A 23,919-nucleotide genomic window follows, 5' to 3' on the forward strand; every position below is an offset into this window, starting at 1 on the left:
GCATGCCGCCCGAGGCCGCGCACGCCGTCAACGATGCTTACCGCTCATCGATCCAGTTTATTCCCGCGATCCGCGCACGGCGGCGAAAAATAAGCCGGGAATATCCGCGCCGCCGCGGCGGTATTGCATGCACGAACCGTCACTTGCGAAGGCGCCCCCATGCCGAACCCCACCCGATCCCTGAAACGGCGCGATTTCCTGCGCCTGGCCGCGTGCGGCGGCGGTGTCGCGTTCGCGTCCGCGCTGCCCGGCTGGAGTTTCGCCGCGAACGCCCGCGCCGATTTCTTCTTCGTCCAGCTCTCCGACGCACACTGGGGCTTCACCGGCCCCGCGATCAACCCGGACGCGCGCGGCACGCTGCCGAAGGCGATCGATGCCGTCAACGCGCTGCCCGTCGCGCCCGACTTCGTGATGTTCACGGGCGACCTCACGCACACGACCGACGACCCGGCCGAGCGCCGCGCGCGGCTGCGGCAGTTCCAGTCGATCGTCGCGCAACTGAACGCGAAGCCGCTGCATCTGATGCCGGGCGAGCACGACGCGAGTCTCGACGCGGGCGCCGCGTACCGCGAGATCTTCGGCGACACGCACTACGCGTTCGATCACAAGGGCGTGCACTTCGTCGTCGTCGACAACGTGTCGGACCCGGCCGGCCGCGTCGGCGACGCGCAGATCGAATGGCTCGCGCAGGATCTCGCGCGGCAGCCGAAGGACGCGCGCATCGTCGTGTTCACGCACCGCCCGCTCTTCGATCTCGCGCCGCAATGGGACTGGGCGACGCGCGACGGCGCGAAGGTCGTCGACGTGCTGATGCCTTATCCGAACGTCACTGTGTTCTACGGGCACATCCACCAGGAGCACCACGCAATGACGGGCCACATCGCGCATCACGCGGCGCGCTCGCTGATGTTCCCGCTGCCCGCGCCCGGCTCGCAGGACAAGCGCCTGCCGGTGCCGTGGGATGCCGCGGCGCCCTATCGCGGGCTCGGCTGGCGCGAGGTGCGCGTCGGCGACGCGGCGCGCGCGCCGGTGCTCACCGAGATGCCCGTCGGCGCGAAGCAGACGCAACCGGCTGCCTGAGGAGAACGCGATGCGCCATTTTTTCTTCGATCCGCGTGCGCTTCGCGGCCGGGCTCGCGCGACTGCATTGTCCGCGTCGCGCCGCCGCTGGCTCTTCGCCGCGGGCAGCGCGGCGCTCGCCGCGCTCGCGGGCGCTCACACGTCGCGCACGCGTGCGGCACCGCCGCGCGTGATCAAGGTTCACGCACGGCGCTTCGTGTTCACGCCGGACCGGATCGCGCTTGCGCCGCACGAATCGGTCGTGTTCGAGCTGACCGCGCAGGACACCGTGATGGGCTTTTCGATCCCGCGGTACGGCGTGCGTGCGGACGTGCCGCCGGGCGCGGTCGTCCATCTTGCCGCGCAGGCGGGCGATCCGGGCACGGTCCAGTTCCTGTGCGACATCTTCTGCGGCTCCGGGCACGAGACGATGAACGGCGTGCTCGTCGTCGGGTAGCGCGAAGGCCCGCCGGCTAACCGAGCGGCGCCCGGCGCGCTCACGCGGCGCCTTCCCAATACCCCGGCCGCGCATACACGTCGCGCAGATAATCGATGAAATAGCGCACGCGCGCGGGCACGTAGCGCTGCTGCGGATAGACGGCGAGGATGTCGTAATCGGGCAGCGCGTACTCGTCGAGCACCGTCGCGAGCTCGCCGCGCGCGAGCTGCTGCGCAATCTCCCACGTCGAGCGCCAGCCGAGCCCGAGCCCTTCCGACACCCAGCGGTGCAGGAGCTCGCCGTCGTTGCAGTCGAGCGTGCCCGATACGCGCATCGTCACGAGCTTGCCGTTGCGCCGGAAGTACCAGCCGCGGTTCTGGCCGCCCTGCAGATTGAACGCGAGACAGTTGTGCTCGGCGAGATCGTCGAGCGTCGTCGGCCGGCCGTGCCGCCGGAAATACTCGGGCGTGCCGCACACGACGCGCCGGTTCGACGCGAGCTTCACCGCGACGAAGTTCGGATCGACCGCGCCGCCAATCCTGATCGACAGGTCATAGCCCTCGCGCACGAGATCGACGACGCGGTCGGTCAGGTTGAACGACATCTGCAAGTCGGGCTTGTCGGCGATGAACGCGGGCGCGAGCGGCGCGACGTGCTTGCGCCCGAACGCGGCGGGCGCCGACACGATCAGGTGCCCGCCCACCGCGCGGCGCCCCGCGACAACCTCGTTCTCCGCCTGCGCCCATTCGGTGAGGAGCCCGCGGCAGCGCTCGAGGAACGCGGCGCCGTCTTCGCTCACGACGAGCCGCCGCGTCGACCGGTACATCAGCTTCACGCCGAGGCGCTTCTCGAGCGCGTCGATGCGCCGCCCGAGCACGACGGGCGACACGCCCTCCTCGAGCGCGGCCGCCGCGAGGCTGCCCGCGTCGGCCACCCGCACGAAGGTTTCGATCTGCTTGAACCGGTCCATCCGCTGTCTCCTCCCTGCCCGGCGCCACCGCGCGCCCGGCATTCGATACTTTTAGTCTCGGAATAAGCGACTTGAGCTGATCTTATCAAACCTTTCCTGCATCCCTAAAGTGTCCTCGACACCAGCGATACCCGCGATTCGCATCGAACAAGGAGACATTTCATGGCCAGGATGAGAGCCGTCGACGCAGCCGTGCTCGTGCTCGAGAAGGAAGGCGTGCAGACCGCGTTCGGCGTGCCGGGCGCCGCGATCAACCCGCTGTATTCGGCGCTGCGCCGCTCGGGCGCGATCGGCCACGTGCTCGCGCGGCACGTCGAAGGCGCGTCGCACATGGCGGAAGGCTACACGCGGGCCGCGCCCGGCAACATCGGCGTGTGCATCGGCACGTCGGGCCCGGCCGGCACCGACATGATCACGGGCCTTTACTCGGCGTCGGCCGACTCGATTCCGATCCTCGCGATCACCGGCCAGGCGCCGCGCGCGCGGCTCCACAAGGAAGACTTCCAGGCGGTGGACATCGAATCGATCGCGAAGCCCGTCACGAAGTGGGCCGTCACGGTGCGCGAGCCGGCGCTCGTGCCGCGCGTGTTCCAGCAGGCGTTCCATCTGATGCGTTCGGGCCGCCCGGGCCCCGTGCTGATCGACCTGCCGATCGACGTGCAGCTCGCCGAGATCGAATTCGACATCGCGACCTACGAGCCGCTGCCCGTCTACAAGCCGCGCGCGACGCGCGCGCAGATCGAGGCCGCGCTCGCGATGCTGAACGACGCCGAGCGCCCGCTCATCGTGTCGGGCGGCGGCGTGATCAACGCGGCGGCCGAGGAACTGCTCGTGCAGTTCGCCGAAACGCTCGGCGTGCCGGTGATCCCGACGCTGATGTCGTGGGGCGCGATTGCCGACGATCATCCGCTGATGGCCGGCATGGTCGGCCTGCAGACGTCGCACCGCTACGGCAACGCGACGCTGCTCGCCTCCGATTTCGTGCTCGGCATCGGCAACCGCTGGGCGAACCGCCACACGGGCAGCATCGAGGTCTACACGAAGGGCCGCAAGTTCGTGCACGTCGACATCGAACCGACGCAGATCGGCCGCGTGTTCGGCCCCGATCTCGGGATCGTATCGGATGCGAAGGCGGCGCTCGAGCTGTTCGTCGAGATCGCGCGCGAATGGAAGGCCGCGGGCAGGCTGAAGAACCGCGGCGCGTGGGTCGCCGACTGCCAGCAGCGCAAGCGCACGCTGCAGCGCAAGACGCATTTCGACAACGTGCCCGTGAAGCCGCAGCGCGTGTACGAAGAGATGAACAAGGCGTTCGGCCGCGATACGTGCTACGTGAGCACGATCGGGCTGTCGCAGATCGCGGCCGCGCAGTTCCTGCACGTGTTCAAGGCGCGCAACTGGATCAACTGCGGCCAGGCGGGCCCGCTCGGCTGGACGATTCCCGCCGCGCTCGGCGTGCGCGCGGCCGATCCGCAGCGCCCGATCGTCGCGCTGTCCGGCGACTACGACTTCCAGTTCATGATCGAGGAGCTCGCGGTCGGCGCGCAGTTCAAGCTGCCTTATGTGCACGTCGTCGTCAACAACGCCTATCTCGGCCTGATTCGCCAGGCGCAGCGCGCGTTCGACATGGACTACTGCGTGCAGCTCGCGTTCGACAACATCAACGCGCCCGAGGTGAACGGCTATGGCGTCGATCACGTCGCCGTCGCCGAAGGGCTCGGCTGCAAGGCGCTGCGCGTGTTCAAGCCTGAGGAGATCGCGCCCGCGCTCGAGCGTGCGCGACAGATGACGGCCGAGTTCAGCGTGCCCGTCATCGTCGAGGTGATTCTCGAGCGCGTGACGAACGTCTCGATGGGCGCCGAGATCGATGCGATCAACGAGTTCGAGGATCTCGCGGACAAGGCCGAGCACGCGCCGACCGCGATCTCGCTGCTCGACTGACGCGCTTCGCTTGCCAGCTCGATTGCTCGATTGATTGATCAGCATGGCTGATCAGTTCGCCACACTTGACTTGCACCACTGACCGCCCCGTGAGACGACCGACATGCCGAAATTCGCAGCCAATCTGACGATGCTGTTCAACGAAGTCCCGTTTCTCGACCGCTTCGAGGCGGCGGCCGACGCGGGCTTCACCGCCGTCGAGTTCCTGTTTCCGTATCCATACGCGAAGGACGAGCTCGCCGAGCGGCTCGACGCGAATCGCCTGCGCCTCGTGCTGCACAACCTGCCCGCGGGCAACTGGGATCGGGGCGAGCGCGGCATCGCGTGCCTGCCCGATCGCGTCGGCGAATTCCAGGACGGCGTGGGCCGCGCGATCGACTATGCGCGCGCGCTGCAGGTGCCGCAACTGAACTGCCTCGTCGGCATTGCGCCCGCGAGCGTCGAGCGCGACACGGCGCTCGCGACGATCGTCGGGAACCTGCGCTTCGCCGCGGCCGAATTGAAGCAGGCGGGCATTCGCCTGCTCGTCGAGCCGTGCAATTCGTACGACATCCCGGGCTTCGCGCTGAACCGCTCCGCCGAAGCGCTCGACGTGATCCGCGCGGTCGGCGCCGACAATCTGTTCCTGCAGTACGACATCTATCACATGCAGCGGATGGAAGGCGAGCTCGCGGCGACGCTGCGCAAGCACCTCGGCGCGATCGCGCACATCCAGCTCGCGGACAACCCTGGCCGCCACGAGCCCGGCACGGGCGAGATCCATTATGCGTACCTGTTCGATCTGCTCGACGAACTCGGCTACGACGGCTACGTCGGCTGCGAATACAAGCCGCGCACGACGACGGCCGAAGGCCTCGGCTGGCTGCGGCAGATCGCGCGCGCCGACGCGCCGCGCGCGCGCAGCGGCGCGTGATCCGGCGCGCACACGTCCCTATTCACCCGTTTCGGATTCGAAATCAACGCACTCACAGGAGACACTGCAATGACAACGATCGGCTTCATCGGCCTCGGCATCATGGGCGCGCACATGGCGCGCAACCTGCTCGAGGGCGGCCACCGCCTCGTCGTGAACGGCGCGTATCCGGTGCCTGCCGACCTGCGCGAGCAGACACGGGTCGTCGCGAATTCGACGGCCGTCGCGCAGGCGTCGGACATCGTGATCTCGATGGTGCCCGACACGCCCGACGTGCGAAACGTGCTGTTCGCCGACGACGGCGTCGCGAAGGGCCTCTCGGCCGGCAAGCTCGTGATCGACATGAGCTCGATCTCGCCGCTCGACACGCGCGAGTTCGCGAAGGAGATCAACTCGCTCGGCTGTGACTATCTCGACGCGCCCGTATCGGGCGGCGAAGTCGGCGCGCGCGACGCGACGCTCACGATCATGGTCGGCGGCCCGCAGCGCGCGTTCGAGCGCGCGAAGCCGCTCTTCGAGCGGATGGGCAAGAACGTCTCGCTGATCGGCGAGAACGGCGCGGGCCAGACCTGCAAGGTCGCGAACCAGATCATCGTCGCGCTGAACATCGAGGCGGTCGCGGAGGCGCTCCTCTTCGCCGCGCGCTCCGGCGCGGATCCGGAGCGCGTGCGGCGCGCGCTGATGGGCGGCTTCGCGTCGTCGCGGATTCTCGAGCTGCACGGCGAGCGAATGACGAAGCGCACGTTCGAGCCGGGCTTTCGGATCGACCTGCATCGCAAGGACCTGAACCTCGCGCTCGACGGCGCGCGCCGGATGAACATCGCGCTGCCGCACACGGCGAGCGCGCAGCAGCTCTTCAGCGTGTGCGCGGCGAACGGCGGCGGCGCGTGGGATCACTCGGCGATCGTGCGCGCGCTCGAGATCATGTCGAACGTCGAGATTGGCGAGCCGCAAAGCGGCAAGAAGGTCGCGTGAGCGAACGCGGCGGCGTGGCGCGGCGAATCGCGACGCCGCGATGCTGCGCGCCTTCGCCACCGCATCAAGGCTTAACACAACAACGAGTCGTCGACGTGACATTCGACGCAATCGAATGCGATGCGTGCGCGACGCATCGTCGATGGGGCGCCTCGCCGCGCGCATCGTGCGCGCGGCAGGCAAACGAAGCCGCTTTCGGCTGAGAGCGGCAGGTGGGTCCGCAGCGGCACCCGGCGCCGACGGGGAAGCCTTGGTCGGTCAGACGTCGTCGTCGGGTGTCCGTCTGTCGGATTCGTCGCGGCGCGTATTACATTTCTTTACGTTCGACGAAGCGATTTTTCATGCAATTTGCAACGTGAACGCCTACACTTTCGCGACGCCTTTCGAGAAGCGTCGCATCACCCGGGCGCTTCTCGCGACTTCACGGCGCATTTTTGTCAATCACCTGAAGGAGTGTTGCGATGGGTCTTCTTTCGTTCATCAAGGAAGCGGGTGAAAAACTGCTCGGCAAGAGCGACGAGCAAGCCGCGGCCGATCCGGCCGCCGCGAACCAGACGGCCGCCGATGCGATCAAGAACTACATCTCCGCACAGGGCCTCGACACGTCGAACCTGACGGTTGCGTTCGACGGCACGTCGCGCACCGTCACGCTCACGGGCAGCGTCGCGGATCTCGACACCAAGGCCAAGGTCAAAGTGGCGGCAGGCAACGTGCAAGGCGTCGCGGGCGTCAACGACGACGACCTGCAGCCGGACGATCCGCAAGTGCAATATCACGACGTCGTCTCCGGCGACAACCTGTGGAAGATCGCCGAGAAGTACTACCGCGACGGCTCGAAGAACGACGTGATCTTCCAGGCGAACCGCCCGATGCTGTCGAGCCCGGACAAGATCTATCCGGGCCAGAAGCTCGTGATTCCGCCGCAGTCCTGAACGACGCGCGCGCAGCGGACATCATGAAAAAAGCGGACCTGCGAGTCCGCTTTTTTCTTGCGCGCCGTGCGCGATGCCGGCGCGCGCCGGTCAATACGTATCGAACACCTGCTGCAATTCGCGCACGTCGGCCATGCCCGCCGCGAGCGCGAGCATCAGCAGCACGCGCGCCTTGTACGGATTGAGCGAGCCTGCGCTCACGAAGCCGAGCGCATCGTCGTTCGCCGCGCCATTGCGCATCACGTGCCCCGAGCCGACGCGTGACGCGCGCACGATCGCGACGCCCTTCGCCGCCGCCTCGGCGAGCGCCGTCTGCAGCGTCGCGTGGATCGAGCCGTTGCCCGTGCCCGCGACGACGAGCCCGCGCGCGCGCGCCGCGACGCATGCGTCGACGATCACGCGCGATGCGCCCGCATAGCTCGCGACGACGTCGACCTGCGGCCAGGCGGCGCCGGTCGCGAAGCGCGAGTCGAGCGTATGCGGGCGCGTCGCGCGGCGCGCGAACTCGATGCGGCCGTCCTGCACCCAGCCGAGCGCGCCGAGCTCCGGCGAATGAAACGCGTCGACCGCGTACGTGCTCGTCTTCACGACGTCTCGCGCGCTGTGAATCCGGTTGTTGAACGCGACGAGCACGCCCTGCCCGCGCGCCGCCGCGCTGCCCGCGACGGCCACCGCGTTCAGCAGGTTCAGCGGGCCGTCGGACGACAGCGCGGTCGCCGGGCGCATCGCCGCCGTCATCACGACGGGCTTCGCGGTCTTCACGGTCAGATGCAGCAGGTACGCGGTTTCTTCGAGCGTGTCGGTGCCGTGCGTGACCACGATGCCGTCGATCGCATCGCGCGCGGCAAGCGCATTGATCCGCTCGACGAGCGTCGTCCACAGCGCGGGCGACAGGTCCTTGCTGTCGATGCTCGCAATCTGCTCGGCCTCGATCGTCGCGATCTGCGCGAGCGCGGGCACGGCGGCGAGCAGCCTGTCGACGCCGAGCGCGCCTGCCTGATAGCCGGCCGTCTGCGCGGCGTCGGGGGCAGCGCCGGCGATCGTGCCGCCCGTCGCGAGGACGGCGATGCGCGGCAGCGCGCGCGGCGCCGGGTTCGAAACGTGGAGGGGATGGGAAGATGTCGGTGCGTTCATGGCCGCGATTGTAACGGCAGCCGGCCGCCCTTCGGCAAGGACGGAGTTTCCCCGAGTGGGCGGGCGCGCGCGGCGACCGTTCGCACTCCCGTGCAATGCACGCGCGACGCGCGAGACCGCGCGCGCCGCACCGGTCCGCGTTATCCCGAAATAGACAAAATCCGTGACGACGCCCGGCGGCGCGCCTCGGCGACAGCACGCGGCATTCGCATGCGGCGGCCGCCCGAAACGCCTGCGGCGCCGGCGTTTGCAGCCTTGCGAAAGCATTTCGGGCGCGGCCGGCCGTTGCGCGCGCGTCACGCGAAAATTAGCGCACCGCTCGTTTTCCCGAGTATTTTGTCGTTTCGGCGCCGATTTGCCATAATGCAAACCGCGATCCGCGCAGCCGCGCGATTCGTCGCTTATCGAACAAGATGCAATTCACCCACCGGGAGTGTCCAATGAAGATCCGATCGCTGATGGCCGCGCTGCTCGTCGGCGGCGTGCTGGCAACGCCTGCATTCGCCGCAAACAGCCAGCAGGACAAGATGAAGGCATGCAACGCGCAGGCCGCCGGCAAGACGGGCGACGAGCGCAAGGCGTTCATGAAGGACTGTCTGTCGGCGAAGCCGGCGAAGAAGATGTCGCAGCAGGAAAAGATGAAGGCCTGCAACACGCAAGCCGCCGGCAAGACGGGCAACGATCGCAAGGCGTTCATGAAGGACTGCCTGTCGGCGAAGCCCGCCGCCTGACGCTTCCGGCGAATCGGCACGATGCCGCGCACCGTTTCGACGGGCGCGGCATTTTCTTTTGCGGCGCATGCATGCGCGCGGCCGGCTGCGGCGTTTGGCCGCAATTTCTTCTATGATGGCTGCAGCGCGGCCCTCACCACCAAAACGAAGCGCCATCGGGCCGCCCTCATGACAGATGCGCACCGCGCATCAAACGGAGGCACGGGATGGCATGGAGACAAAACCGCTGGTTCCGGCGCTGGCTGATCGTCATCGTGTTCTGGGCCGTGCCCGTCGCGATCGTCGCCGTGCGGGAGATCCGCGAGGAAATGGCCTATAACCGCGCCGACCTCAAGCTCGCGCTGTCGACCTGGGAGCTCACCGACGCGCAGCGCGCGGCGGGCGCGGCGAAGGTCTGCCGCAGCGAGCCGGACGAAGCGCGCGCGGCGGGCTGCCCCACCGACGTGCTCGCGGCGAACGCGCGCCGCCAGCAGGAGGCGCGCGACGAATTCGCGGTGCGCAAGCGCACGCTCGCGAGCTACCTGTGGCACGCGTTCGTCGGCTACTGGATCGTCCCCGCCGCGTTCCTGTTCGCGTGCGGCGTCGTGATCGGCCTCGTGCGCCGCGCGCTGCGGCGTCCGCCCATCAAGCCGCCCATCGAACCTCCCGTTTCGCATCACTGACGGCTGGCGCCGCGCGCAAAATCATGCGTGACGCGTGGCGCGCGAATCGCTCACCGACACGAACCTTGGCCCGCGACAACGTGCATGCGCGCGCGCCGCCGCACAATGAAACACGCCGATTTGACCGTCTTTCACCTTACAGCGGCAAGGCAAGGCGTTTCGCTGTGTTATAAAGTCCCGCGTGACACGCCCGTTCGCGGGAATCACGCTGATCTACACTTGATGGAGAAAAACGATGCACAAACGCAATCTCGTGTTGAAAGCCGCCGCCGCGCTCGTCGTGGGCAGCCTGGCGCTCGCCGGTTGCACGACGACGCCGGACAAGCCCGCCAATGCCGCGACCAACGCGTCGAAGCGTCAAGCCATCGATGCGAGCGTCGACGCGACGCTGTCGCGCCTGTACTCGACGGTGCCCGGCTCGCGTGAACTCGTCGCGAAGTCGCGCGGCGTGCTCGTGTTCCCGGACGTAATCCAGGCGGGCCTCATCATCGGCGGCCAGACCGGCAACGGCGCGCTGCGCGTCGGCGGCGCGACGCTCGGCTACTACAACACGTCGTCGCTGTCGGTCGGCCTGCAGGCGGGCGCGCAGTCGAAGGCGATCGTGTTCCTGTTCATGACGCAGGATGCGCTCGACAAATTCCGCAACTCCGAAGGCTGGGCGGCGGGCGCCGACGCATCAGTCGCGCTCGTGAAGATGGGCGCGAACGGCGCAATCGACACGACGACGGCGACCGCGCCCGTCGAAGTGATCGTGCTGACGAACGCCGGCCTGATGGGCGACGTGTCGATCAGCGGCACGAAGGTCACGAAGCTGAAGATCTGACGCCCGCGCGGGCGGCCGACGCGCCGAGGGCGAGCGGCGGCCGACGCGAAAACGGCGATGCGCGTAAAAGCGCATCGCCGTTTTTTCATGCGTCATCGCAATGCGTCAGCCGGCTGACGCTCGCACGATCCGCGTGCGCGGCGGCAATGCGCGGGCGTGACCACGCACCGCGCGCCGCCGCCCTCGCCGCTCGCTCAAGACGCCGAATCGATCACCTTGAAGCGCGAGCGCTTCTGCGCGCGAATCAGCGATTGATAAACCTCGACGTATTGCTGCGCCATCCGGCGTGACGTGAAGCGCTCCTCGAAGCGCGCACGCACCCGCTCACGCGACAGCGTGTGCAGCCGGTTCACCGCCGCGGCGGCGCCGATCTCGTCCTCGACGATGAAGCCCGACACGCCCTCGTCGATCACCTCCGGCACCGCGCCGCGATTGAACGCGATGACGGGCGTGCCGCACGCCATCGCCTCGATCATCACGAGGCCGAACGGCTCGGGCCAGTCGATCGGAAACAGCAACGCGTGCGCGCCCGACAGGAACGCCGCCTTCTCGTGGTCGGCGATCTCGCCGATGTATTCGACGTGCGGCAGCGCAAAGAGCGGCTTGATCTCGCGCTCGAAATACTCTTCGTCCGCCGCATCGACTTTCGCCGCGATGCGGATGCGCATCCCGCAGCGCTGCGCGATCCGGATCGCCGTGTCGACGCGCTTTTCCGGCGAGATCCGGCCGAGGAACGCGAGATACGACTGCTCGACGGGCTGCGGCGTGTAGAGCGTCTCCGGCAGCCCGTGATAGACGGTCGTCAGCCATTTCGCCTGCGGCATCGGGTGGCGCTGCGCGTTCGAGATCGAGATCACGGGCGCGGTGTCGAACGTGTCGAACACGGGCTGCTGCTCGGGCAGATCGAGGCGGCCGTGCAGCGTCGTCACGAACGGCGTGTCCTGCCGCTTGAAGATCGAGAATGAGTAGTAGTCCATGTGGAAATGGAGCACATCGAAGTCCCGCGCGCGGCGCGCGACGGTCTCCATCAGCAGCATGTGCGGCGCGATCCGGTCGCGGATCGACGAATCGAGCCGCAACGCGCGCGGCCATACCGCGTCGAGCTTCGCGCGCGTGATCGAGTCGCCGCTCGCGAACAGCGTCACGTCATGCCCCAGATCGACGAGCGCCTCGGTGATGTACGACACGACGCGCTCGGTGCCGCCGTAGAGCTTCGGCGGCACCGATTCAGTCAACGGAGCGATCTGCGCAATTCTCATGGGTACGATCTCCAGTGGCGGCCGGCCAGCGGACCGGCGTCGGGCGACGCCCGCAAATTGCCATTATTAGCGATCGGCGCACGCGCCAGCGGACCGATTGCATTTTTTGGGGCTTGTTACAGACGGGATACATTCATGGAAGCCGCATGTTTGCAGCCCCGCCCGCCGCGTCGGGCCGCGCTTGCCTTTCCGCGCTTGCCTTTCCGCTCCTGTCGAGCGCCTGATCGAACCGCCCTCACCGCGCCGGCCACTTCCACGCCGGCAGTTCGAGCGCGTCTGCATCGACGATCCGCGTCGCGCCCAGTTCCTTTTCGAGCACGATCGAATGGCTGTCCGGCTCGCGTTCGAGCGACGCAACGAGCCGCGCCGCGTGCGACACGACGATCACCTGCGAACGCTCGGCCGCCTGCGCGATCAGCCGGCCGAGCGCGGGCAGCAGGTCCGGGTGCAGGCTCGTCTCCGGCTCGTTCAGCACGAGGAGCGCGGGCGGACGCGGCGTCAGCAGCGCCGCGACGAGCAGCAGGTAGCGCAGCGTGCCGTCCGACAGCTCGGCCGCGCGCAGCGGCCGCAGCAGGCCCGGCTGCCGCATCAGCACCTCGAAGCGGCCGCACTTGCCCGGATTGTCGATCTCGAGCCGCGCGCCGGGGAATGCGTCGCCGATCGCCGCGTCGAGCGCGTCGGCGTCGCCGATCTCGTAGATCGTCTGCAGCGCGGCCGCCAGATCGCCGCCGTCGTCGGACAGCACCGGCGTGTGCGTGCCGACTTGCGCAAGCCGCGCGGGCGCGAGCGCGTCGGTGCGGAAATGATCGTAGAAGCGCCACGAGCGGATTCGCTCGCGCACCGCGATCATCTCCGGCGCGCCGCGCGGGTCCGAGAACTCGGTCATCATGCTGTCGAAGCTCGCGATCGGCTGCGGCACGGTCTGCCACTCGCCCGTTTCGCCGCGCGTGCGCAATTGCGCGCCGCGCCGGTCGACGAGCAGCGTCGACGGCCGCGGCAGCGGTCCGCTCCAGATGCACTCGCGCTTGACGACCGGATCGAGCCCGAACTCGGTCTCGCTGTTGAGCGGCGGCAGCCCGAGATCGATCGCGTAGCCGAAATCCTCGCATGCGAAGCCGAGCTTCAGGCTCACGGGCTCGTTGCGCACCGTGCCCGTCACCGGCACCTCGCCCGCCAGCATCCCGCGCGAGAAGCGCTCGGGGCCCGCCCAGAGCGTCGACGGCAGCCCGCCCTCGCGCGCGAGCGACGGAATCACGCGGCCTTGCGCGGTATCCGCGAGCAGGCGCAGCGCGCGATACAGGCTCGACTTGCCGCTGCCGTTCGGCCCGGTGATCACGTTGAGCGTCGCGAGCGGCACGATGAGATCGCGCAGCGAGCGGTAATTGGCGATGGCGAGTGCGGTGAGTGGCGGCATCGGGAAACGGGTTGTCGGAAATCGGTGGATCGAGTCGGCGAATCAGGCGAATCAGGCGAATCAGGCAAATCGGGCAAATCGGGCGAATCAGGCGAATCGGCGACGAACGAGGCGGTCATCGAGCGAAGCGTGCGCCAACCGGGCCTCAAGCCGGCGCGACGCACGGCCCGGCGCGGCGCGCCGCGCTCAATGCGGCGCGCGCGGCACACCGGTCTCCGACGTCGTCGGGTCCGCGGCGGTGAACGCCGCAGTGCTCGCGGCCGGCTCGGGCGCGCGTTCGCCCGGACGCGACTCGTGCGCGAGCGCATCGGGCGTCGTCCATTCGGTGCGCTCGCGCGGCAGGCAATGCGGATAATGCGCATTGATGAACGCGATGAGCCCTTCGCGCACGCGGCAGCGCAAATCCCACGCCAGCGACGAATCGCGCGCGCTGACGAGCGCGCGCACCTGCATCGAGCGCTCGGTCGCGTCCGTCACCTGCAGCACCTGCACGCGGCCGTCCCATTCGGGCGCGCCCGCGACGATCCGCGCGAGCTCCGCGCGCAGCGGCTCGAGCGGCAGCCGATAGTCGACATACAGGAACACGGTGCCGATCAGCTCGGCGCTGCTGCGCGTCCAGTTCTGAAACGGATTCTCGATGAACCACTGCAGCGGCACGACGAGCCGGCGCTGATCCCATAAGCGCACCGACACGTAGGTGCCCGTGATCTCCTCGATGCGCCCCCACTCGCCCTGGATGATGACGACGTCGTCGAGCCGGATCGGCTGCGACAGCGCGATCTGCAGCCCCGCGATCAGGTTGCCGAGCACCGGCCGCGCGGCGATACCGGCGACGAGGCCCGCGACGCCCGCCGACGCGAGCAGGCTCGCGCCGACCTGCCGCACGTTCGGGAACGTCATCAGCGCCGCGCCCGTGCCGATGATCACGATCAGCACCATCACGGTCCGCGCGAGCACGCGCGTCTGCGTGTGGATGCGGCGCGCCTCGAGGTTGTCCGGCGTATCGAGCGGATGCGCGCGGATGATCGCGTCGCCGACCGCGGCGGCCAGGCGCATCAACAGCCACGTGAGCGCCGCGATCGTGCCGACCGCGGCGAGCGTGCGCAGCCCGCCCGCGTGCGGCAGCGATTCGTCGACCTGCAGCCACAGGAATTCGAGCGCGAGGAACGACAGCAGCGCGAGCGACGGCCGGTCGACATACGACACGATCACGCTCATGAACGGATAAGGCCGGGCGATCGGCACGACGATGCGCGCGCCGACGCGGTGCATGCCCGCGACCGCGAGCAACACGAGCGCCGACACGACAAGCGTGCCGAGCCAGGTATGAAGCGGCGCATCGGCGATGCGCCACAAGTCGTCGATCGTCAACATGCGCGCCGTGTCTCCGTCAGGTTCGCGGGGAACGCGCCCCCGCGCCGGGGCGGCGGCCGGCCCGGATCAATAGCCGCGGCAGGGAAACGCCTTGCCGAGCCCGAGCGACACTGCCGTGCTCGCGTTGTAGTCGGCGAGCTTCGGATTCTCCGCGATGTACTTGCGCACCGCATCGGTCATCTGCTGCGCCTTGATGTCGGGCGGCAGGCAGAAGTACTGGCCGACGCGCGGCCCCGTGGTGCCGCCGATCGCGTCGATCGTGTTGTAGACGCCGTCCGCCGCGCCCTCGATGTACGCCGCGCACGACGCCCGCGACTTGACGTCGGTCTTCGCGCACAGCTTGTCGAGGTCGCCGGCCGTGAAGGCGGCCGCCGTCAGCGGCACGGCGAACGCGGCGGCGCAAAACATAGCCCGCAACATGAATCTTCCTTATGTCAGAAGGCGAAACCGCCGATACTTCGAAAGGCGCGGCAGGCCGCCGCGCCGAAAACCCTTATTTTGCACTCTTTTGTGCATTCGGCGCCGGCGCATCGCCGATGCGCACCGTGCGCTTCGACAGGATCGCGGTCGCGTCCGGCGCGTTGTAGTGCTTCGCGAAGTCGAGCGCGGTGATGCCGAGCTGGTTCTTCAGCGCGGGGTCGGCGCCCTGGTCGAGCAGCAGCGTGACGGTCGAGCCGTGGTTGCCGCGCGCGGCCATCATCAGCGGCGTCGTGCCGTTCGGCGACGCGGCGTCGATGTATGCGGACTTGTCGATCAGATACTTGACGACCTCGTCGTTGCCGTTCGTCGCCGCGTAATGGAGCGGCGACCAGCCCTTCTTGCTCACTTCGGCGCCCTTGTCGACGAGCAGCTTCGCGAGCTGCAGATCGCCGTTCAGCGCGGCGAGCATCAGCGCGTTCTCGCCCGCCTTGTCTTCCTTGTCGAGATCGGCGTTCGGCGCGGCCGCGAGCGCGGCGGCGACCTGGTCGGACTTCTCGCGCGCGGCGATCACGAGGAGCGGATCGCCGTTCGGCGCGATCGTGTTCGGGTCGAGGCCGTTCTTCAGTTGCTTCGAGATGTCCTTGATGTCGTCGAACTTGACGGCCTTCACGATCCCGTCGAGCGACTCCGCGTGCGCGGACGCCGCCGCGAGCGCACCGAGCCCGCCCGCGACCGCGAGCGTGCGCAGCACGGCGCCCATCGTGCGTTGTTTCGACAAGTGCTTGATCGACTTCATTTTTTTCAGCTCCTACCCCTGGTTGACTGGGCTGGCGCCGCCCGTGCGGGCGATCTTGAACAGCCGGAAAAAGTTTTGCGACGTCGCGGCGCCGAGCGCCTCGTCGGTCATCCCGCGTTGCGCCGCGATAAAGCGTCCGACATGGCTCACGTACGCAGGTTCATTCGGCTTGCCGCGATACGGCACGGGCGCAAGGTATGGCGAATCGGTCTCGATCAGCAGCCGGTCGAGCGGCACGCGCCGTGCGACGTCCTGCACGTCGGTCGCGCTCTTGAACGTGACGATGCCCGACAGCGAGATGTGGAAGCCCTGCGCGAGCGCGGCCTCGGCAACGGGCCAGGGCTCGGTGAAGCAGTGCATCACGCCGCCCGGCACGCTCGCGCGCTCCTCGGCCATGATCCGCAGCGTATCCTCCGACGACGCGCGCGTATGGACGATGAGCGGCTTGCCCGTCGCGTGCGCCGCGCGGATGTGCGTGCGAAAGCGCTCGCGCTGCCACTCCATGTCGGCGATCGAGCGGCCTTCGAGCCGGTAGTAGTCGAGGCCCGTCTCGCCGATCGCGACCACCTTCGGATGCGCGGCGAGCTCGACGAGCTCGGCCACCGTCGGCTCCTTCGCGTCCTCGTGGTCCGGATGCACGCCGACCGACGCGAAAACGTTGTCGTGATCGCGTGCGATCGCGAGCACGGCGGGCAGCGTCTCGAGATCGACCGATACGCAGAGCGCGTGCGTGACGCCGTGCTCGCGCATGTTGTCCAGCACCTGCGGCAGCCGGTCGGCGAGCCCTTCGAAATTGATGTGACAGTGTGAATCGACGAACATGTTGAATTCCTTGCTGCGCTGCGCGTGCCGGCGCCGGCGGACCGACGCGCCCGCTCGCCGCGCCGTGCGCGCTTAGGCGTCGGCGAGCCGCCTGCCGACGATCACGAGATCGCGCTCGACGCCGTCGAGCACCGCGACGCGCGGCAGCGTGCCCCAGGTCGCGAAGCCGTAGCGCGCGAAGAGCCGCAGGCTCGGCTCGTTGTGCCCGAAGATGAAGCCGAGCGCCGTGTGCACGCCGAGCGCGGGCGCCTTCGCGAGCGCCGCGTCGAGCAGCCGGCTGCCGAGCCCGTGGCCGCGCGCAGCCTCGTCGAGATAGATGCTGATCTCCGCCGTGTGGCCGTATGCTGGACGGCCGTAGAAATCGGAGAAGCTCAGCCAGGCGATCACCCGCCCCGCTTCCTCGACGACCCACAGCGGCCGCGCATGCGGATTGTGCGCGTCGAACCACGCGCGGCGGCTGTCGACCGTCACGGGCTCGGTGTCGGCCGTCACGCGGCGCGACGCGACCGTCGAATTGTAGATCGCGACGATCGCCGGCAGATCGGCGGGTGTGGCGTCGCGGTAGGCAAGCTGGGTCATGAATGCGATCCGATGGGCGAAACGGTTGGACGAAACGGTCGGTCAGGACGACGCGAACAGTTCCCGATAGCCGAGAAACAGCTCTTCGAACACGAGGCGCGCGCTGAGCGGATGGTTTTCCACCGCGCGCTGCCGCGTGACCGTCTTCAGGAAGCGCGCGAACGCGTTCGCGTCGACGGCCGCCGCGCAGCGCGCGAGCGCCGCGCGCTGCGCGGGGAAATAGCGCGGCGCGCCCGCCGCGCGTTCGGCAAGCAAGTCGTACAGCCAGCGCTGCAGCCAGCCGAGCACGACGGGCACGGGCAGCTTCTGCAGCGTCTCGCCGCACGCGAACGGATCGCACGCGGCGCCCGCCGCGAGCTGCGCGAGCGCCCAGTCGCGCAGCGGCCGGTTCTCGTCGCTCGCGAGCGCGAGCGCGGCGAGCGGCGCGCCGCCCGCCTCGGCGAGGAGCGCGTTCGCGTCCGCCACGTTCTGCGCGGCGAGCCACGCGGCGGCCGTGTCGGGCGCGGGCACCGTCATCGGCCACTGCCGGCAGCGGCTCACGATCGTCGGCAGCAGCCGGTCGATGCGCGCGGACACGAGCAGGAACACGACGCCCGAAGGCGGCTCCTCGAGCGTCTTCAGCAGCGCGTTCGCAGCCGCGACGTTGAGCGCCTCGGCCGGATACAGCACGACGACACGTGCGCCGCCGCGATGCGACGCGATCCCGCAGAAGTCGACGAGCCCGCGCACCTGCTCGATCTTGATCTCCTTGCTCGGGGTCCTGGTTTTCTTGCCGCCTTCGTCGGCGTCGGCGGCCTTCGGCTCGTCGGCCGCGCCCGGCAGCTCGGCCGCGAGCGCCTCGGGCACGACGATCCGGTAATCGGGATGATTGCCCTGCTCGAACCACGTGCACGCGGCGCACGCGCCGCACGGCTCGCCGTTCTCGCGCGGCGTCTCGCACAAGAAGCCCTTCGCGAGATGCTGCGCGAAGGCGAGCTTGCCGATTCCCGCCTGGCCGTACAGCAGCAGCGCGTGCGGCCAATGCGCGCGCAGCGCCTGCAGGCGGGTCCAGTCGTCGGTCTGCCACGGATAGATCATCGTTCGCGTCTTCCTTTCGTCACAGCGCGGCGAGCACGCCTTCGAGCTGCTTGCGGATCTGGGGAATCGGCTCGCTCGAATCGACGATCACGAACCGATGCGGCGCCTCCTGCGCGCGGCGCAGGTATTCGGCGCGGGTGCGCGCGAAGAACGCGTCCGATTCGCTCTCGAACTTGTCCGGCATCCGCGCGGCGCCGCGCCGCGCGCTCGCCACCTGCGGCTGCACGTCGAACAGCACCGTCAGGTCCGGCTGGAAGCCGCCCTGCACCCAGCGCTCGAGCGCCTCGAGCTTGTCGCGCGGCAGCCCGCGCCCGCCGCCCTGGTAGGCGAACGTCGCATCGGTGAAGCGGTCCGACACGACCCAGTCGCCGCGCGCGAGCGCGGGCTCGATCACGAGCGCGAGATGCTCGCGCCGGCCGGCGAACATCAGCAGCGCCTCGGTCTCGAGGTCCATCGGCTGGTTAAGGAGAATCTCGCGCAGCGTCTCGCCGAGCTGCGTGCCGCCCGGCTCGCGGGTGACGACGACGTGCCGGCCGGCCGGCCCGAGCTTTTCCTGGAGCCGGTCGCAGAACCACTGCAGATGCGTGGTCTTGCCCGCGCCGTCGATCCCTTCGAACGTGATGAATTTGCCACGCGCCATTCATTGACCTCGTATGTATTTGTCCACGGCCTTGTTGTGATCCCCGAGCGTGTCCGAAAAGACGCTCGTGCCGTCGCCCTTCGAGACGAAATAGAACGCGGACGTCGCCGCCGGGTTCACCGCGGCATAGAGCGCCGCCTCGCCCGGCAGCGCGATCGGCGTCGGGGGCAGCCCGCGGCGCGTGTAGGTATTGTACGGAGTGTCGGTCTGCAGATCGCGCTTGCGCAGCCGCCCCGCGTATGCGTCGCCCATTCCGTAGATCACCGAAGGATCGGTCTGCAGCGGCATCCCGGCCCGCAGGCGGTTCGCGAACACGCCCGACACGAACGCGCGATCGGCCGCGTGCCCCGTCTCCTTCTCGACGAGCGACGCGACTGTCAGCGCCTCGTAAGGCGTCTTGAACGGCAGGCCGGGCCGGCGCGCGGTCCACGCGTCGGCAAGGCGCGTCTGCATCAGCCTGTACGCGCGCCGATAGACGTTCAGGTCGCTCGTGCCCTTGTCGAACAGGTAGGTGTCCGGAAAGAACAGCCCCTCGCCGGTGCCGTGCGCGACGGCTTCGTCGGGCGCGCCGATCGCGCGCAACAGCGCCGCGTCGCTCATCCCCGCGCTCGAATGCGTGAGCGCCGCATTCGCGTCGAGCTCCGCGCGCATGCGCCTGAACGTCCAGCCTTCGATCACGGTGACGACGTATTCGTTGACGTCCCCGCGCGCGACCTTCTGCAGCACGTCGTAAGGGGTCACGCCCGTCCTGAACTCGTAGTTGCCGGATTTGAGCCGGCTCGACAGGAACAGCACGCGCGTCATCGCGACAAAGAGGCGCGGCTCGACGCTCACGCCGCCGTGCACGAGCTGCTGCGCGACGCTGCGCACGCTGCTGCGGGGCTTGATCGTGACGTCGAGGGTGGGCGCGGAGAGCGCGATCGGCCGGGTGGCCCAGTAATAGGCGCCGCCCGCGCACGCGGCGCCCAGCAATACGACGGCGAGCGCCGCGAGCGCGGCGCACTTCTTCAGTAGGGACATGCGGAACGTGAATCAGGTAAGACCCATATAATACTTGCTCGCCTCTGCCAAAGTCAGGATTGACTGTTCCCTCATTCCATGAGCACACCGATCGCCTCTCCGGCCGCACCGGCCGACGCCCCCACCGCGCCGCCGACGCTGCCCCGTCCGGGCGCCGGCGATTTCGCCGCCGTGCTCGAGCGCGGCGCGTTCGCGGTGCTCGAACAGTTCGGCATCGTCGACGTGACGGGCCCCGACGCCGCAACGTTCCTGCACAGCCAACTGACGAACGACATCGAGCATCTCGACGCCGCGAGCGCGCGCCTCGCCGGCTACTGCTCGCCGAAGGGGCGCCTGCTCGCGTCGTTCCTCGCGTGGCGCACCGGCCACGACGTGCGCCTGCTCGTATCGAAGGACGTACAGCCCGCGGTGCAAAAGCGCCTGTCGATGTTCGTGCTGCGCGCGAAGGCGAAGCTCGCCGACGCGAGCGGCACGCTCGTCGCGGTCGGCTTCGCGGGCGACGTGCGCGCCGCGCTGTCGGGCATCTTCGATGCGCTGCCAGACGGCGTCCACACGAAAGTCGACGCGCCCGCCGGCGCGCTCGTGCGGCTGCCCGACGCGGCCGGGCGCGCGCGCCACCTGTGGATCGCCACGCGCGCCGAGCTCGACGCGCGCCTGCCCGCGCTCGAGAACGCGCTGCCGCGCGTGTCGGCCGCCGTCTGGGATTGGCTCGACGTGCGCGCGGGCGAGCCGCGCATCACGCAGCCCGCCGTCGAGCAATTCGTCCCGCAGATGGTCAATTTCGACGTGATCGGCGGCGTCAACTTCCGCAAGGGCTGCTATCCGGGGCAGGAAGTCGTCGCGCGCAGCCAGTACCGGGGCACGATCAAGCGCCGCACGGCGCTCGCGCACGTCGCGGCCGACACTGACGCCGCACGTGCAGGCGTCGAGCTCTATCATTCGGACGACCCCGGTCAGCCGTGCGGGATGATCGTGAACGCGGCGGCGGCGCCCGAAGGCGGCGTCGACGCGCTCGTCGAGATCAAGCTCGCCGCGCTCGGGAACGGGTCGGTCCACCTGGCGTCCGCGAACGGTCCGACGCTCGCGTTCCTGCCGCTTCCCTACGCGCTGCCCGCCGAAGCCTGACAGCCGCGCCGCCGGAGCGCACGCGCCGCGGCGCGCCGGCCTCACCCAGCGAGGATATCGCCCGATGTGCCTGATCGTATTCGATTGGCAGCCCGACGCCACGCACGGCCCGGTGCTGACACTTGCCGCGAACCGCGACGAATTCTTCCGCCGCACGAGCGCGCCGCTCGCGTGGTGGAGCGACGCGCCGCACGTGCTCGCGGGCCGCGATCTCGAAGGCGGCGGCACATGGCTCGGCGTCGCGCGCGACGGCCGCTTCGCCGCGCTCACCAATTACCGAGCGCCGTTCGACATACGCGCGGGCGCGCCGACGCGCGGCAAGCTCGTGTCCGGATTCCTCACGGGCGAGAACGTCGCGCCGCTCGACTATCTCGCGAACGTCGCCGAGAAGGCCGTGTTCTACAACGGCTTCACGCTGCTCGCGGGCGACGTCGCGCGCGGCGAGCTCGCGTGGTACTGCAACCGGCCGGACGACGCGCGGCCCGCGCCCGATGCGCCCGTGTCCGTCGCGCCCGGCATGCACGGGCTGTCGAACGCGCGGCTCGACACGCCGTGGCCGAAGCTCGTCGGCAAGCGCAGCGCGCTCGGCGCGCTGCTCACCGACGACGCGGCGGCGCCGCTCGACGCGCTGATCGAGATGATGCGCGACACTCGCGAGGCCGCCGCCGACGCGCTGCCGCACACGGGCATTCCGATCGAGCGCGAGCGCGCGCTGTCCGCGGCGTTCATCGAGACGCCCGAGTACGGATCACGCGGCACGACCGTGCTGCGGGTCGTGCGCGACGTCGAGGGACGGCTCAGGTTCGACATGAAGGAGCGCTGCGACGACGACGGCTCGCACCGGATCGTGCGGCCGGGCGCGTTCGAGCGCGCGTACACGTTCGATGTCGACGGGAGCGGCGTCGCGCGGCGGTGATCGCGCCGGCGGCGGATCGGGATGCGCGCCCGCCCGGTCCCGCCCCGCTCACGGCTCGCGCGCCATCTCGACATGCTGCACGCCCGCCTCGATGAACGGCTCGCCGACGATCCGGAAGCCGATCCGCAAATAGAACGCGACCGCGCGCTGTTGCGCATAGAGCCGCACGAGCGCGTCGCCGCGCGCCCGCGCTTCGGCGAGAAGCGCGTCCAGAAGCCGCGAGCCGACGCCGCGGCCACGCACGTCGGCGAGCACCGACACCCGGCCGATCGCGCCCGTCGGCAAGAGCCGCCCGGTCGCGACCGCGCGCCGCGCGCCCGCCGCCCCGCCGACCAGATACGCGACGGCGTGCCGCGCGTGCGGATCGTCGTCGTCGAGGTCGAGCTCGGCCGGAATGCGCTGCTCGCGCACGAACACCGCGTCGCGGATCCGCGACGCATCGCCGCCAAGGCGCGACCAGTCGCCTGTTTCGATTTCGATGCTTTCCATGTGTCGAATCCTCGTCAGCCGGTTCTCGCCGGGCCCGGTGCGGCGCACCGCATTCGCGCGCCGATCATCCGGCCGTCGCCGGCCGCCCGTGCCGCGCATGCCGCTCGTGTCCGCCGCCGGAAACGGCTCCGCATGATAGGCGCGCCTCGTTGCCCCACTTCATCGGCCCGCTTCATATCCGTATCGTCTGCCGAATGAAATGCCCCGGCAATCGGCCGATTGGCCAATCCCGCCGTCCGGGCGGCCGCGCAAGCCGCGATGAGCCGCTACACGCGGCGCGGCATTCCCTCCGACCCATGACGCACGTCCCGTCTCGCGGATTCCGCGCCGCGCCGAATCGCCCGCGCGTTCGCGCTCAATCGCCTTCGAACGCCGCGCGCAGCGCGCCCGCCGCGTCCGCATGCGCGAGCCGCACTTCCGGCACGAAACCGCCCATCTTGAAGAACTCATGAATCATTCCCGCGTATGCGACGAGCGTCACCCGGTTGCCCGCCGCACGCAGCTTGTCCGCATACGCGTCGCCCTCGTCGGCCAATGGATCGTACTCCGCCGTCGCGATCCACGCGGGCGCGACGCACTCGAACGACGGCGCGCCGCGCGTGCCGTCGAGCGGCGCGAAGCGCCAGTCGTCGCGATCCGACGCGTCGCGCACGTAATGCTCGAAGAACCACTGGATCGTGTCCGCCGACAGCAGATAGCCCTTCGCGAGCCGCGCGTGCGATTCGGTCTGCTGATGCCCCGTGGTGCCCGGATAGATCAGCAGTTGCAACACGAGCGCGATCCCGCGGTCGCGCGCGAGCACCGCGCACACCGTCGCGAGCGTGCCGCCCGCGCTGTCGCCGCCGACCGCGAGCCGCGCCGGATCGATCCCGAAACGCGACGCGTGCGCATGCAGCCACACGAGCGCGTCCTCCGCGTCGCCGACCGCGGTCGGAAACCGGTGCTCCGGCGCGAGCCGGTAATCGACCGACAGCACCGCGCAACGCGCGTCGCGCGCGAACATCCGGCACAGCGCGTCGTGCGTGTTCACGCTGCCGACCGTGAAGCCGCCGCCGTGATAGTAGACGAGCGCGGGCAGCGGCTCGGCCAGGCTCGGCTCGACGGGCAGATAGAGCCGCGCGCCGAACGCGCCGCCGTCGCGCGACGGCACGCGCAGATCTTCGACCGAAAACATCGGCGCGGGCGCGACGTCGAGGATCGGCGCGCTCTTCTCGTACGCCGCGCGCGCCTGCGCGGGCGTCTGTTCGTGATAATCGGGACGTTTTGCGCGCTCGATCATGTCGAGCACCTGCGCGATCTTCGGGTTCAGCGGCATCGTCAAAGGCAAACGGCAAGGCAAACGGCGGGCGAGCGGCGCGAGCGCGCCGGCGAAAAAGCCCGGGGACTCAGAGCGCCGTATGATGCCACGGCGT

General features: G+C 69.2%; 26 protein-coding genes. 12 read left to right on the forward strand and 14 right to left on the reverse strand.

Annotated features, from left to right (window positions below; translation table 11 throughout):
* The first annotated feature begins 159 nt into the window (after positions 1-159).
* Positions 160-1,080 (forward strand): metallophosphoesterase family protein, encoded by a 921-nt coding sequence (locus WS92_RS21295; RefSeq protein ID WP_059934647.1) that lies wholly within the window; start codon positions 160-162, stop codon positions 1,078-1,080.
* A 10-nt stretch (positions 1,081-1,090) separates the two neighbouring features.
* A complete protein-coding gene (locus tag WS92_RS21300) occupies positions 1,091-1,516 on the forward strand; it encodes a cupredoxin domain-containing protein (protein WP_059934646.1) in 426 nt (141 codons plus the stop codon).
* Between the two features lie 40 nt (positions 1,517-1,556).
* Here WS92_RS21300 and WS92_RS21305 read toward each other — a convergent pair whose 3' ends face one another.
* Positions 1,557-2,468 carry a LysR family transcriptional regulator gene (locus WS92_RS21305; protein ID WP_006026197.1) on the reverse strand — a complete coding sequence of 304 codons (912 nt, stop codon included), beginning with the start codon at positions 2,466-2,468 and terminating at the stop codon, positions 1,557-1,559.
* Between the two features lie 162 nt (positions 2,469-2,630).
* Between WS92_RS21305 and gcl the strand changes: the two genes are divergently transcribed.
* From gcl to lysM, 5 genes are all read left to right on the forward strand, one after another.
* Positions 2,631-4,406 (forward strand): glyoxylate carboligase, encoded by a 1,776-nt coding sequence (gene gcl / locus WS92_RS21310; RefSeq protein ID WP_059934645.1) that lies wholly within the window; start codon positions 2,631-2,633, stop codon positions 4,404-4,406.
* Positions 4,407-4,509: 103 nt separating this feature from the next.
* A complete protein-coding gene (gene hyi, locus WS92_RS21315) occupies positions 4,510-5,319 on the forward strand; it encodes a hydroxypyruvate isomerase (RefSeq protein ID WP_006026195.1) in 810 nt (269 codons plus the stop codon).
* Between the two features lie 69 nt (positions 5,320-5,388).
* Entirely contained in the window at positions 5,389-6,294 is a 906-nt protein-coding gene (locus tag WS92_RS21320) for a 2-hydroxy-3-oxopropionate reductase (RefSeq protein ID WP_059934644.1), read from the forward strand.
* A 124-nt stretch (positions 6,295-6,418) separates the two neighbouring features.
* Positions 6,419-6,790 carry a hypothetical protein gene (locus tag WS92_RS32865; protein WP_230479270.1) on the forward strand — a complete coding sequence of 124 codons (372 nt, stop codon included), beginning with the start codon at positions 6,419-6,421 and terminating at the stop codon, positions 6,788-6,790.
* Positions 6,756-7,226 (forward strand): peptidoglycan-binding protein LysM, encoded by a 471-nt coding sequence (gene lysM / locus WS92_RS21325; RefSeq protein WP_059934643.1) that lies wholly within the window; start codon positions 6,756-6,758, stop codon positions 7,224-7,226. The genes WS92_RS32865 and lysM overlap by 35 nt, the downstream gene beginning before the upstream one ends.
* Positions 7,227-7,316: 90 nt before the next feature.
* On the opposite strand, the gene WS92_RS21330 is transcribed toward lysM, so the two are convergent.
* Entirely contained in the window at positions 7,317-8,360 is a 1,044-nt protein-coding gene (locus tag WS92_RS21330; protein ID WP_059934642.1) for an asparaginase, read from the reverse strand.
* Between the two features lie 440 nt (positions 8,361-8,800).
* Between WS92_RS21330 and WS92_RS21335 the strand changes: the two genes are divergently transcribed.
* From WS92_RS21335 to WS92_RS21345, 3 genes are all read left to right on the forward strand, one after another.
* On the forward strand, positions 8,801-9,091 hold the full coding sequence (locus WS92_RS21335; protein ID WP_006026191.1) for a PsiF family protein: 291 nt from the start codon (positions 8,801-8,803) through the stop codon (positions 9,089-9,091).
* Between the two features lie 206 nt (positions 9,092-9,297).
* Positions 9,298-9,753: a hypothetical protein gene (locus WS92_RS21340; RefSeq protein ID WP_006026190.1), complete on the forward strand. Its 456-nt coding sequence runs from the start codon at positions 9,298-9,300 to the stop codon at positions 9,751-9,753.
* Between the two features lie 235 nt (positions 9,754-9,988).
* The gene (locus tag WS92_RS21345; protein ID WP_006026189.1) at positions 9,989-10,576 is read left to right on the forward strand and encodes a BPSL1445 family SYLF domain-containing lipoprotein; all 588 of its coding nucleotides are present in this window, start codon (positions 9,989-9,991) and stop codon (positions 10,574-10,576) included.
* 194 nt (positions 10,577-10,770) lie between these two features.
* On the opposite strand, the gene WS92_RS21350 is transcribed toward WS92_RS21345, so the two are convergent.
* The 10 genes from WS92_RS21350 to mltG all read right to left on the reverse strand — a co-directional run bounded on the left by WS92_RS21350 (position 10,771) and on the right by mltG (position 19,977).
* Positions 10,771-11,835: a glycosyltransferase family 4 protein gene (locus WS92_RS21350; RefSeq protein ID WP_006026188.1), complete on the reverse strand. Its 1,065-nt coding sequence runs from the start codon at positions 11,833-11,835 to the stop codon at positions 10,771-10,773.
* 235 nt (positions 11,836-12,070) lie between these two features.
* The gene (locus tag WS92_RS21355) at positions 12,071-13,249 is read right to left on the reverse strand and encodes an AAA family ATPase (protein WP_015601787.1); all 1,179 of its coding nucleotides are present in this window, start codon (positions 13,247-13,249) and stop codon (positions 12,071-12,073) included.
* A gap of 186 nt (positions 13,250-13,435) precedes the next feature.
* Positions 13,436-14,623, reverse strand: coding sequence for a mechanosensitive ion channel family protein (locus WS92_RS21360; RefSeq protein ID WP_059934641.1), 1,188 nt, complete (start codon positions 14,621-14,623; stop codon positions 13,436-13,438).
* Positions 14,624-14,689: 66 nt separating this feature from the next.
* The gene (locus tag WS92_RS21365) at positions 14,690-15,043 is read right to left on the reverse strand and encodes a Rap1a/Tai family immunity protein (protein ID WP_009912008.1); all 354 of its coding nucleotides are present in this window, start codon (positions 15,041-15,043) and stop codon (positions 14,690-14,692) included.
* A gap of 73 nt (positions 15,044-15,116) precedes the next feature.
* Positions 15,117-15,839, reverse strand: a complete 723-nt coding sequence (locus WS92_RS21370; protein WP_006026184.1) for an ankyrin repeat domain-containing protein — start codon at positions 15,837-15,839, stop codon at positions 15,117-15,119.
* A 12-nt stretch (positions 15,840-15,851) separates the two neighbouring features.
* Positions 15,852-16,661, reverse strand: a complete 810-nt coding sequence (locus WS92_RS21375) for a TatD family hydrolase (protein WP_059934640.1) — start codon at positions 16,659-16,661, stop codon at positions 15,852-15,854.
* A gap of 72 nt (positions 16,662-16,733) precedes the next feature.
* Positions 16,734-17,240, reverse strand: coding sequence for a GNAT family N-acetyltransferase (locus tag WS92_RS21380; protein ID WP_015600855.1), 507 nt, complete (start codon positions 17,238-17,240; stop codon positions 16,734-16,736).
* A gap of 42 nt (positions 17,241-17,282) precedes the next feature.
* Positions 17,283-18,317 (reverse strand): DNA polymerase III subunit delta', encoded by a 1,035-nt coding sequence (locus tag WS92_RS21385; protein ID WP_059934639.1) that lies wholly within the window; start codon positions 18,315-18,317, stop codon positions 17,283-17,285.
* Between the two features lie 19 nt (positions 18,318-18,336).
* Entirely contained in the window at positions 18,337-18,957 is a 621-nt protein-coding gene (tmk, locus tag WS92_RS21390; protein ID WP_006026180.1) for a dTMP kinase, read from the reverse strand.
* The gene (gene mltG / locus WS92_RS21395) at positions 18,958-19,977 is read right to left on the reverse strand and encodes an endolytic transglycosylase MltG (protein WP_059934638.1); all 1,020 of its coding nucleotides are present in this window, start codon (positions 19,975-19,977) and stop codon (positions 18,958-18,960) included.
* A gap of 78 nt (positions 19,978-20,055) precedes the next feature.
* On the opposite strand from mltG, the gene WS92_RS21400 reads away from it, so the two are divergent.
* Together WS92_RS21400 and WS92_RS21405 are read left to right on the forward strand one after the other, a co-directional pair.
* On the forward strand, positions 20,056-21,102 hold the full coding sequence (locus WS92_RS21400) for a CAF17-like 4Fe-4S cluster assembly/insertion protein YgfZ (RefSeq protein ID WP_059934637.1): 1,047 nt from the start codon (positions 20,056-20,058) through the stop codon (positions 21,100-21,102).
* A 64-nt stretch (positions 21,103-21,166) separates the two neighbouring features.
* A complete protein-coding gene (locus WS92_RS21405) occupies positions 21,167-22,018 on the forward strand; it encodes an NRDE family protein (RefSeq protein WP_059934636.1) in 852 nt (283 codons plus the stop codon).
* Between the two features lie 48 nt (positions 22,019-22,066).
* Here the strand turns inward: WS92_RS21405 and WS92_RS21410 are convergent, their stop codons facing one another.
* Both WS92_RS21410 and WS92_RS21415 read right to left on the reverse strand, forming a co-directional pair.
* Complete coding sequence (locus WS92_RS21410) at positions 22,067-22,507, reverse strand: GNAT family N-acetyltransferase (protein WP_006026176.1); 441 nt, start codon at positions 22,505-22,507, stop codon at positions 22,067-22,069.
* Between the two features lie 355 nt (positions 22,508-22,862).
* The gene (locus tag WS92_RS21415) at positions 22,863-23,822 is read right to left on the reverse strand and encodes an alpha/beta hydrolase (RefSeq protein ID WP_059934695.1); all 960 of its coding nucleotides are present in this window, start codon (positions 23,820-23,822) and stop codon (positions 22,863-22,865) included.
* Between the last annotated feature and the right edge of the window lie 97 nt (positions 23,823-23,919).

It is taken from the genome of Burkholderia sp. MSMB1588, assembly GCF_001546925.1.
Lineage (GTDB): Bacteria > Pseudomonadota > Gammaproteobacteria > Burkholderiales > Burkholderiaceae > Burkholderia > Burkholderia humptydooensis.

Excerpts from the sequence above, each read along its gene's own strand:
- WS92_RS21295 (WP_059934647.1), top strand. The coding sequence starts at position 160 with ATGCCGAACCCCACCCGATCCCTGAAACGGCGCGATTTCCTGCGCCTG.
- WS92_RS21300 (WP_059934646.1), top strand. The coding sequence starts at position 1,091 with ATGCGCCATTTTTTCTTCGATCCGCGTGCGCTTCGCGGCCGGGCTCGC.
- WS92_RS21305 (WP_006026197.1), bottom strand. The coding sequence starts at position 2,468 with ATGGACCGGTTCAAGCAGATCGAAACCTTCGTGCGGGTGGCCGACGCG.
- gcl (WP_059934645.1), top strand. The coding sequence starts at position 2,631 with ATGGCCAGGATGAGAGCCGTCGACGCAGCCGTGCTCGTGCTCGAGAAG.
- hyi (WP_006026195.1), top strand. The coding sequence starts at position 4,510 with ATGCCGAAATTCGCAGCCAATCTGACGATGCTGTTCAACGAAGTCCCG.
- WS92_RS21320 (WP_059934644.1), top strand. The coding sequence starts at position 5,389 with ATGACAACGATCGGCTTCATCGGCCTCGGCATCATGGGCGCGCACATG.
- lysM (WP_059934643.1), top strand. The coding sequence starts at position 6,756 with ATGGGTCTTCTTTCGTTCATCAAGGAAGCGGGTGAAAAACTGCTCGGC.
- WS92_RS21330 (WP_059934642.1), bottom strand. The coding sequence starts at position 8,360 with ATGAACGCACCGACATCTTCCCATCCCCTCCACGTTTCGAACCCGGCG.
- WS92_RS21335 (WP_006026191.1), top strand. The coding sequence starts at position 8,801 with ATGAAGATCCGATCGCTGATGGCCGCGCTGCTCGTCGGCGGCGTGCTG.
- WS92_RS21340 (WP_006026190.1), top strand. The coding sequence starts at position 9,298 with ATGGCATGGAGACAAAACCGCTGGTTCCGGCGCTGGCTGATCGTCATC.
- WS92_RS21345 (WP_006026189.1), top strand. The coding sequence starts at position 9,989 with ATGCACAAACGCAATCTCGTGTTGAAAGCCGCCGCCGCGCTCGTCGTG.
- WS92_RS21350 (WP_006026188.1), bottom strand. The coding sequence starts at position 11,835 with ATGAGAATTGCGCAGATCGCTCCGTTGACTGAATCGGTGCCGCCGAAG.
- WS92_RS21355 (WP_015601787.1), bottom strand. The coding sequence starts at position 13,249 with ATGCCGCCACTCACCGCACTCGCCATCGCCAATTACCGCTCGCTGCGC.
- WS92_RS21360 (WP_059934641.1), bottom strand. The coding sequence starts at position 14,623 with ATGTTGACGATCGACGACTTGTGGCGCATCGCCGATGCGCCGCTTCAT.
- WS92_RS21365 (WP_009912008.1), bottom strand. The coding sequence starts at position 15,043 with ATGTTGCGGGCTATGTTTTGCGCCGCCGCGTTCGCCGTGCCGCTGACG.
- WS92_RS21370 (WP_006026184.1), bottom strand. The coding sequence starts at position 15,839 with ATGAAGTCGATCAAGCACTTGTCGAAACAACGCACGATGGGCGCCGTG.
- WS92_RS21375 (WP_059934640.1), bottom strand. The coding sequence starts at position 16,661 with ATGTTCGTCGATTCACACTGTCACATCAATTTCGAAGGGCTCGCCGAC.
- WS92_RS21380 (WP_015600855.1), bottom strand. The coding sequence starts at position 17,240 with ATGACCCAGCTTGCCTACCGCGACGCCACACCCGCCGATCTGCCGGCG.
- WS92_RS21385 (WP_059934639.1), bottom strand. The coding sequence starts at position 18,317 with ATGATCTATCCGTGGCAGACCGACGACTGGACCCGCCTGCAGGCGCTG.
- tmk (WP_006026180.1), bottom strand. The coding sequence starts at position 18,957 with ATGGCGCGTGGCAAATTCATCACGTTCGAAGGGATCGACGGCGCGGGC.
- mltG (WP_059934638.1), bottom strand. The coding sequence starts at position 19,977 with ATGTCCCTACTGAAGAAGTGCGCCGCGCTCGCGGCGCTCGCCGTCGTA.
- WS92_RS21400 (WP_059934637.1), top strand. The coding sequence starts at position 20,056 with ATGAGCACACCGATCGCCTCTCCGGCCGCACCGGCCGACGCCCCCACC.
- WS92_RS21405 (WP_059934636.1), top strand. The coding sequence starts at position 21,167 with ATGTGCCTGATCGTATTCGATTGGCAGCCCGACGCCACGCACGGCCCG.
- WS92_RS21410 (WP_006026176.1), bottom strand. The coding sequence starts at position 22,507 with ATGGAAAGCATCGAAATCGAAACAGGCGACTGGTCGCGCCTTGGCGGC.
- WS92_RS21415 (WP_059934695.1), bottom strand. The coding sequence starts at position 23,822 with ATGCCGCTGAACCCGAAGATCGCGCAGGTGCTCGACATGATCGAGCGC.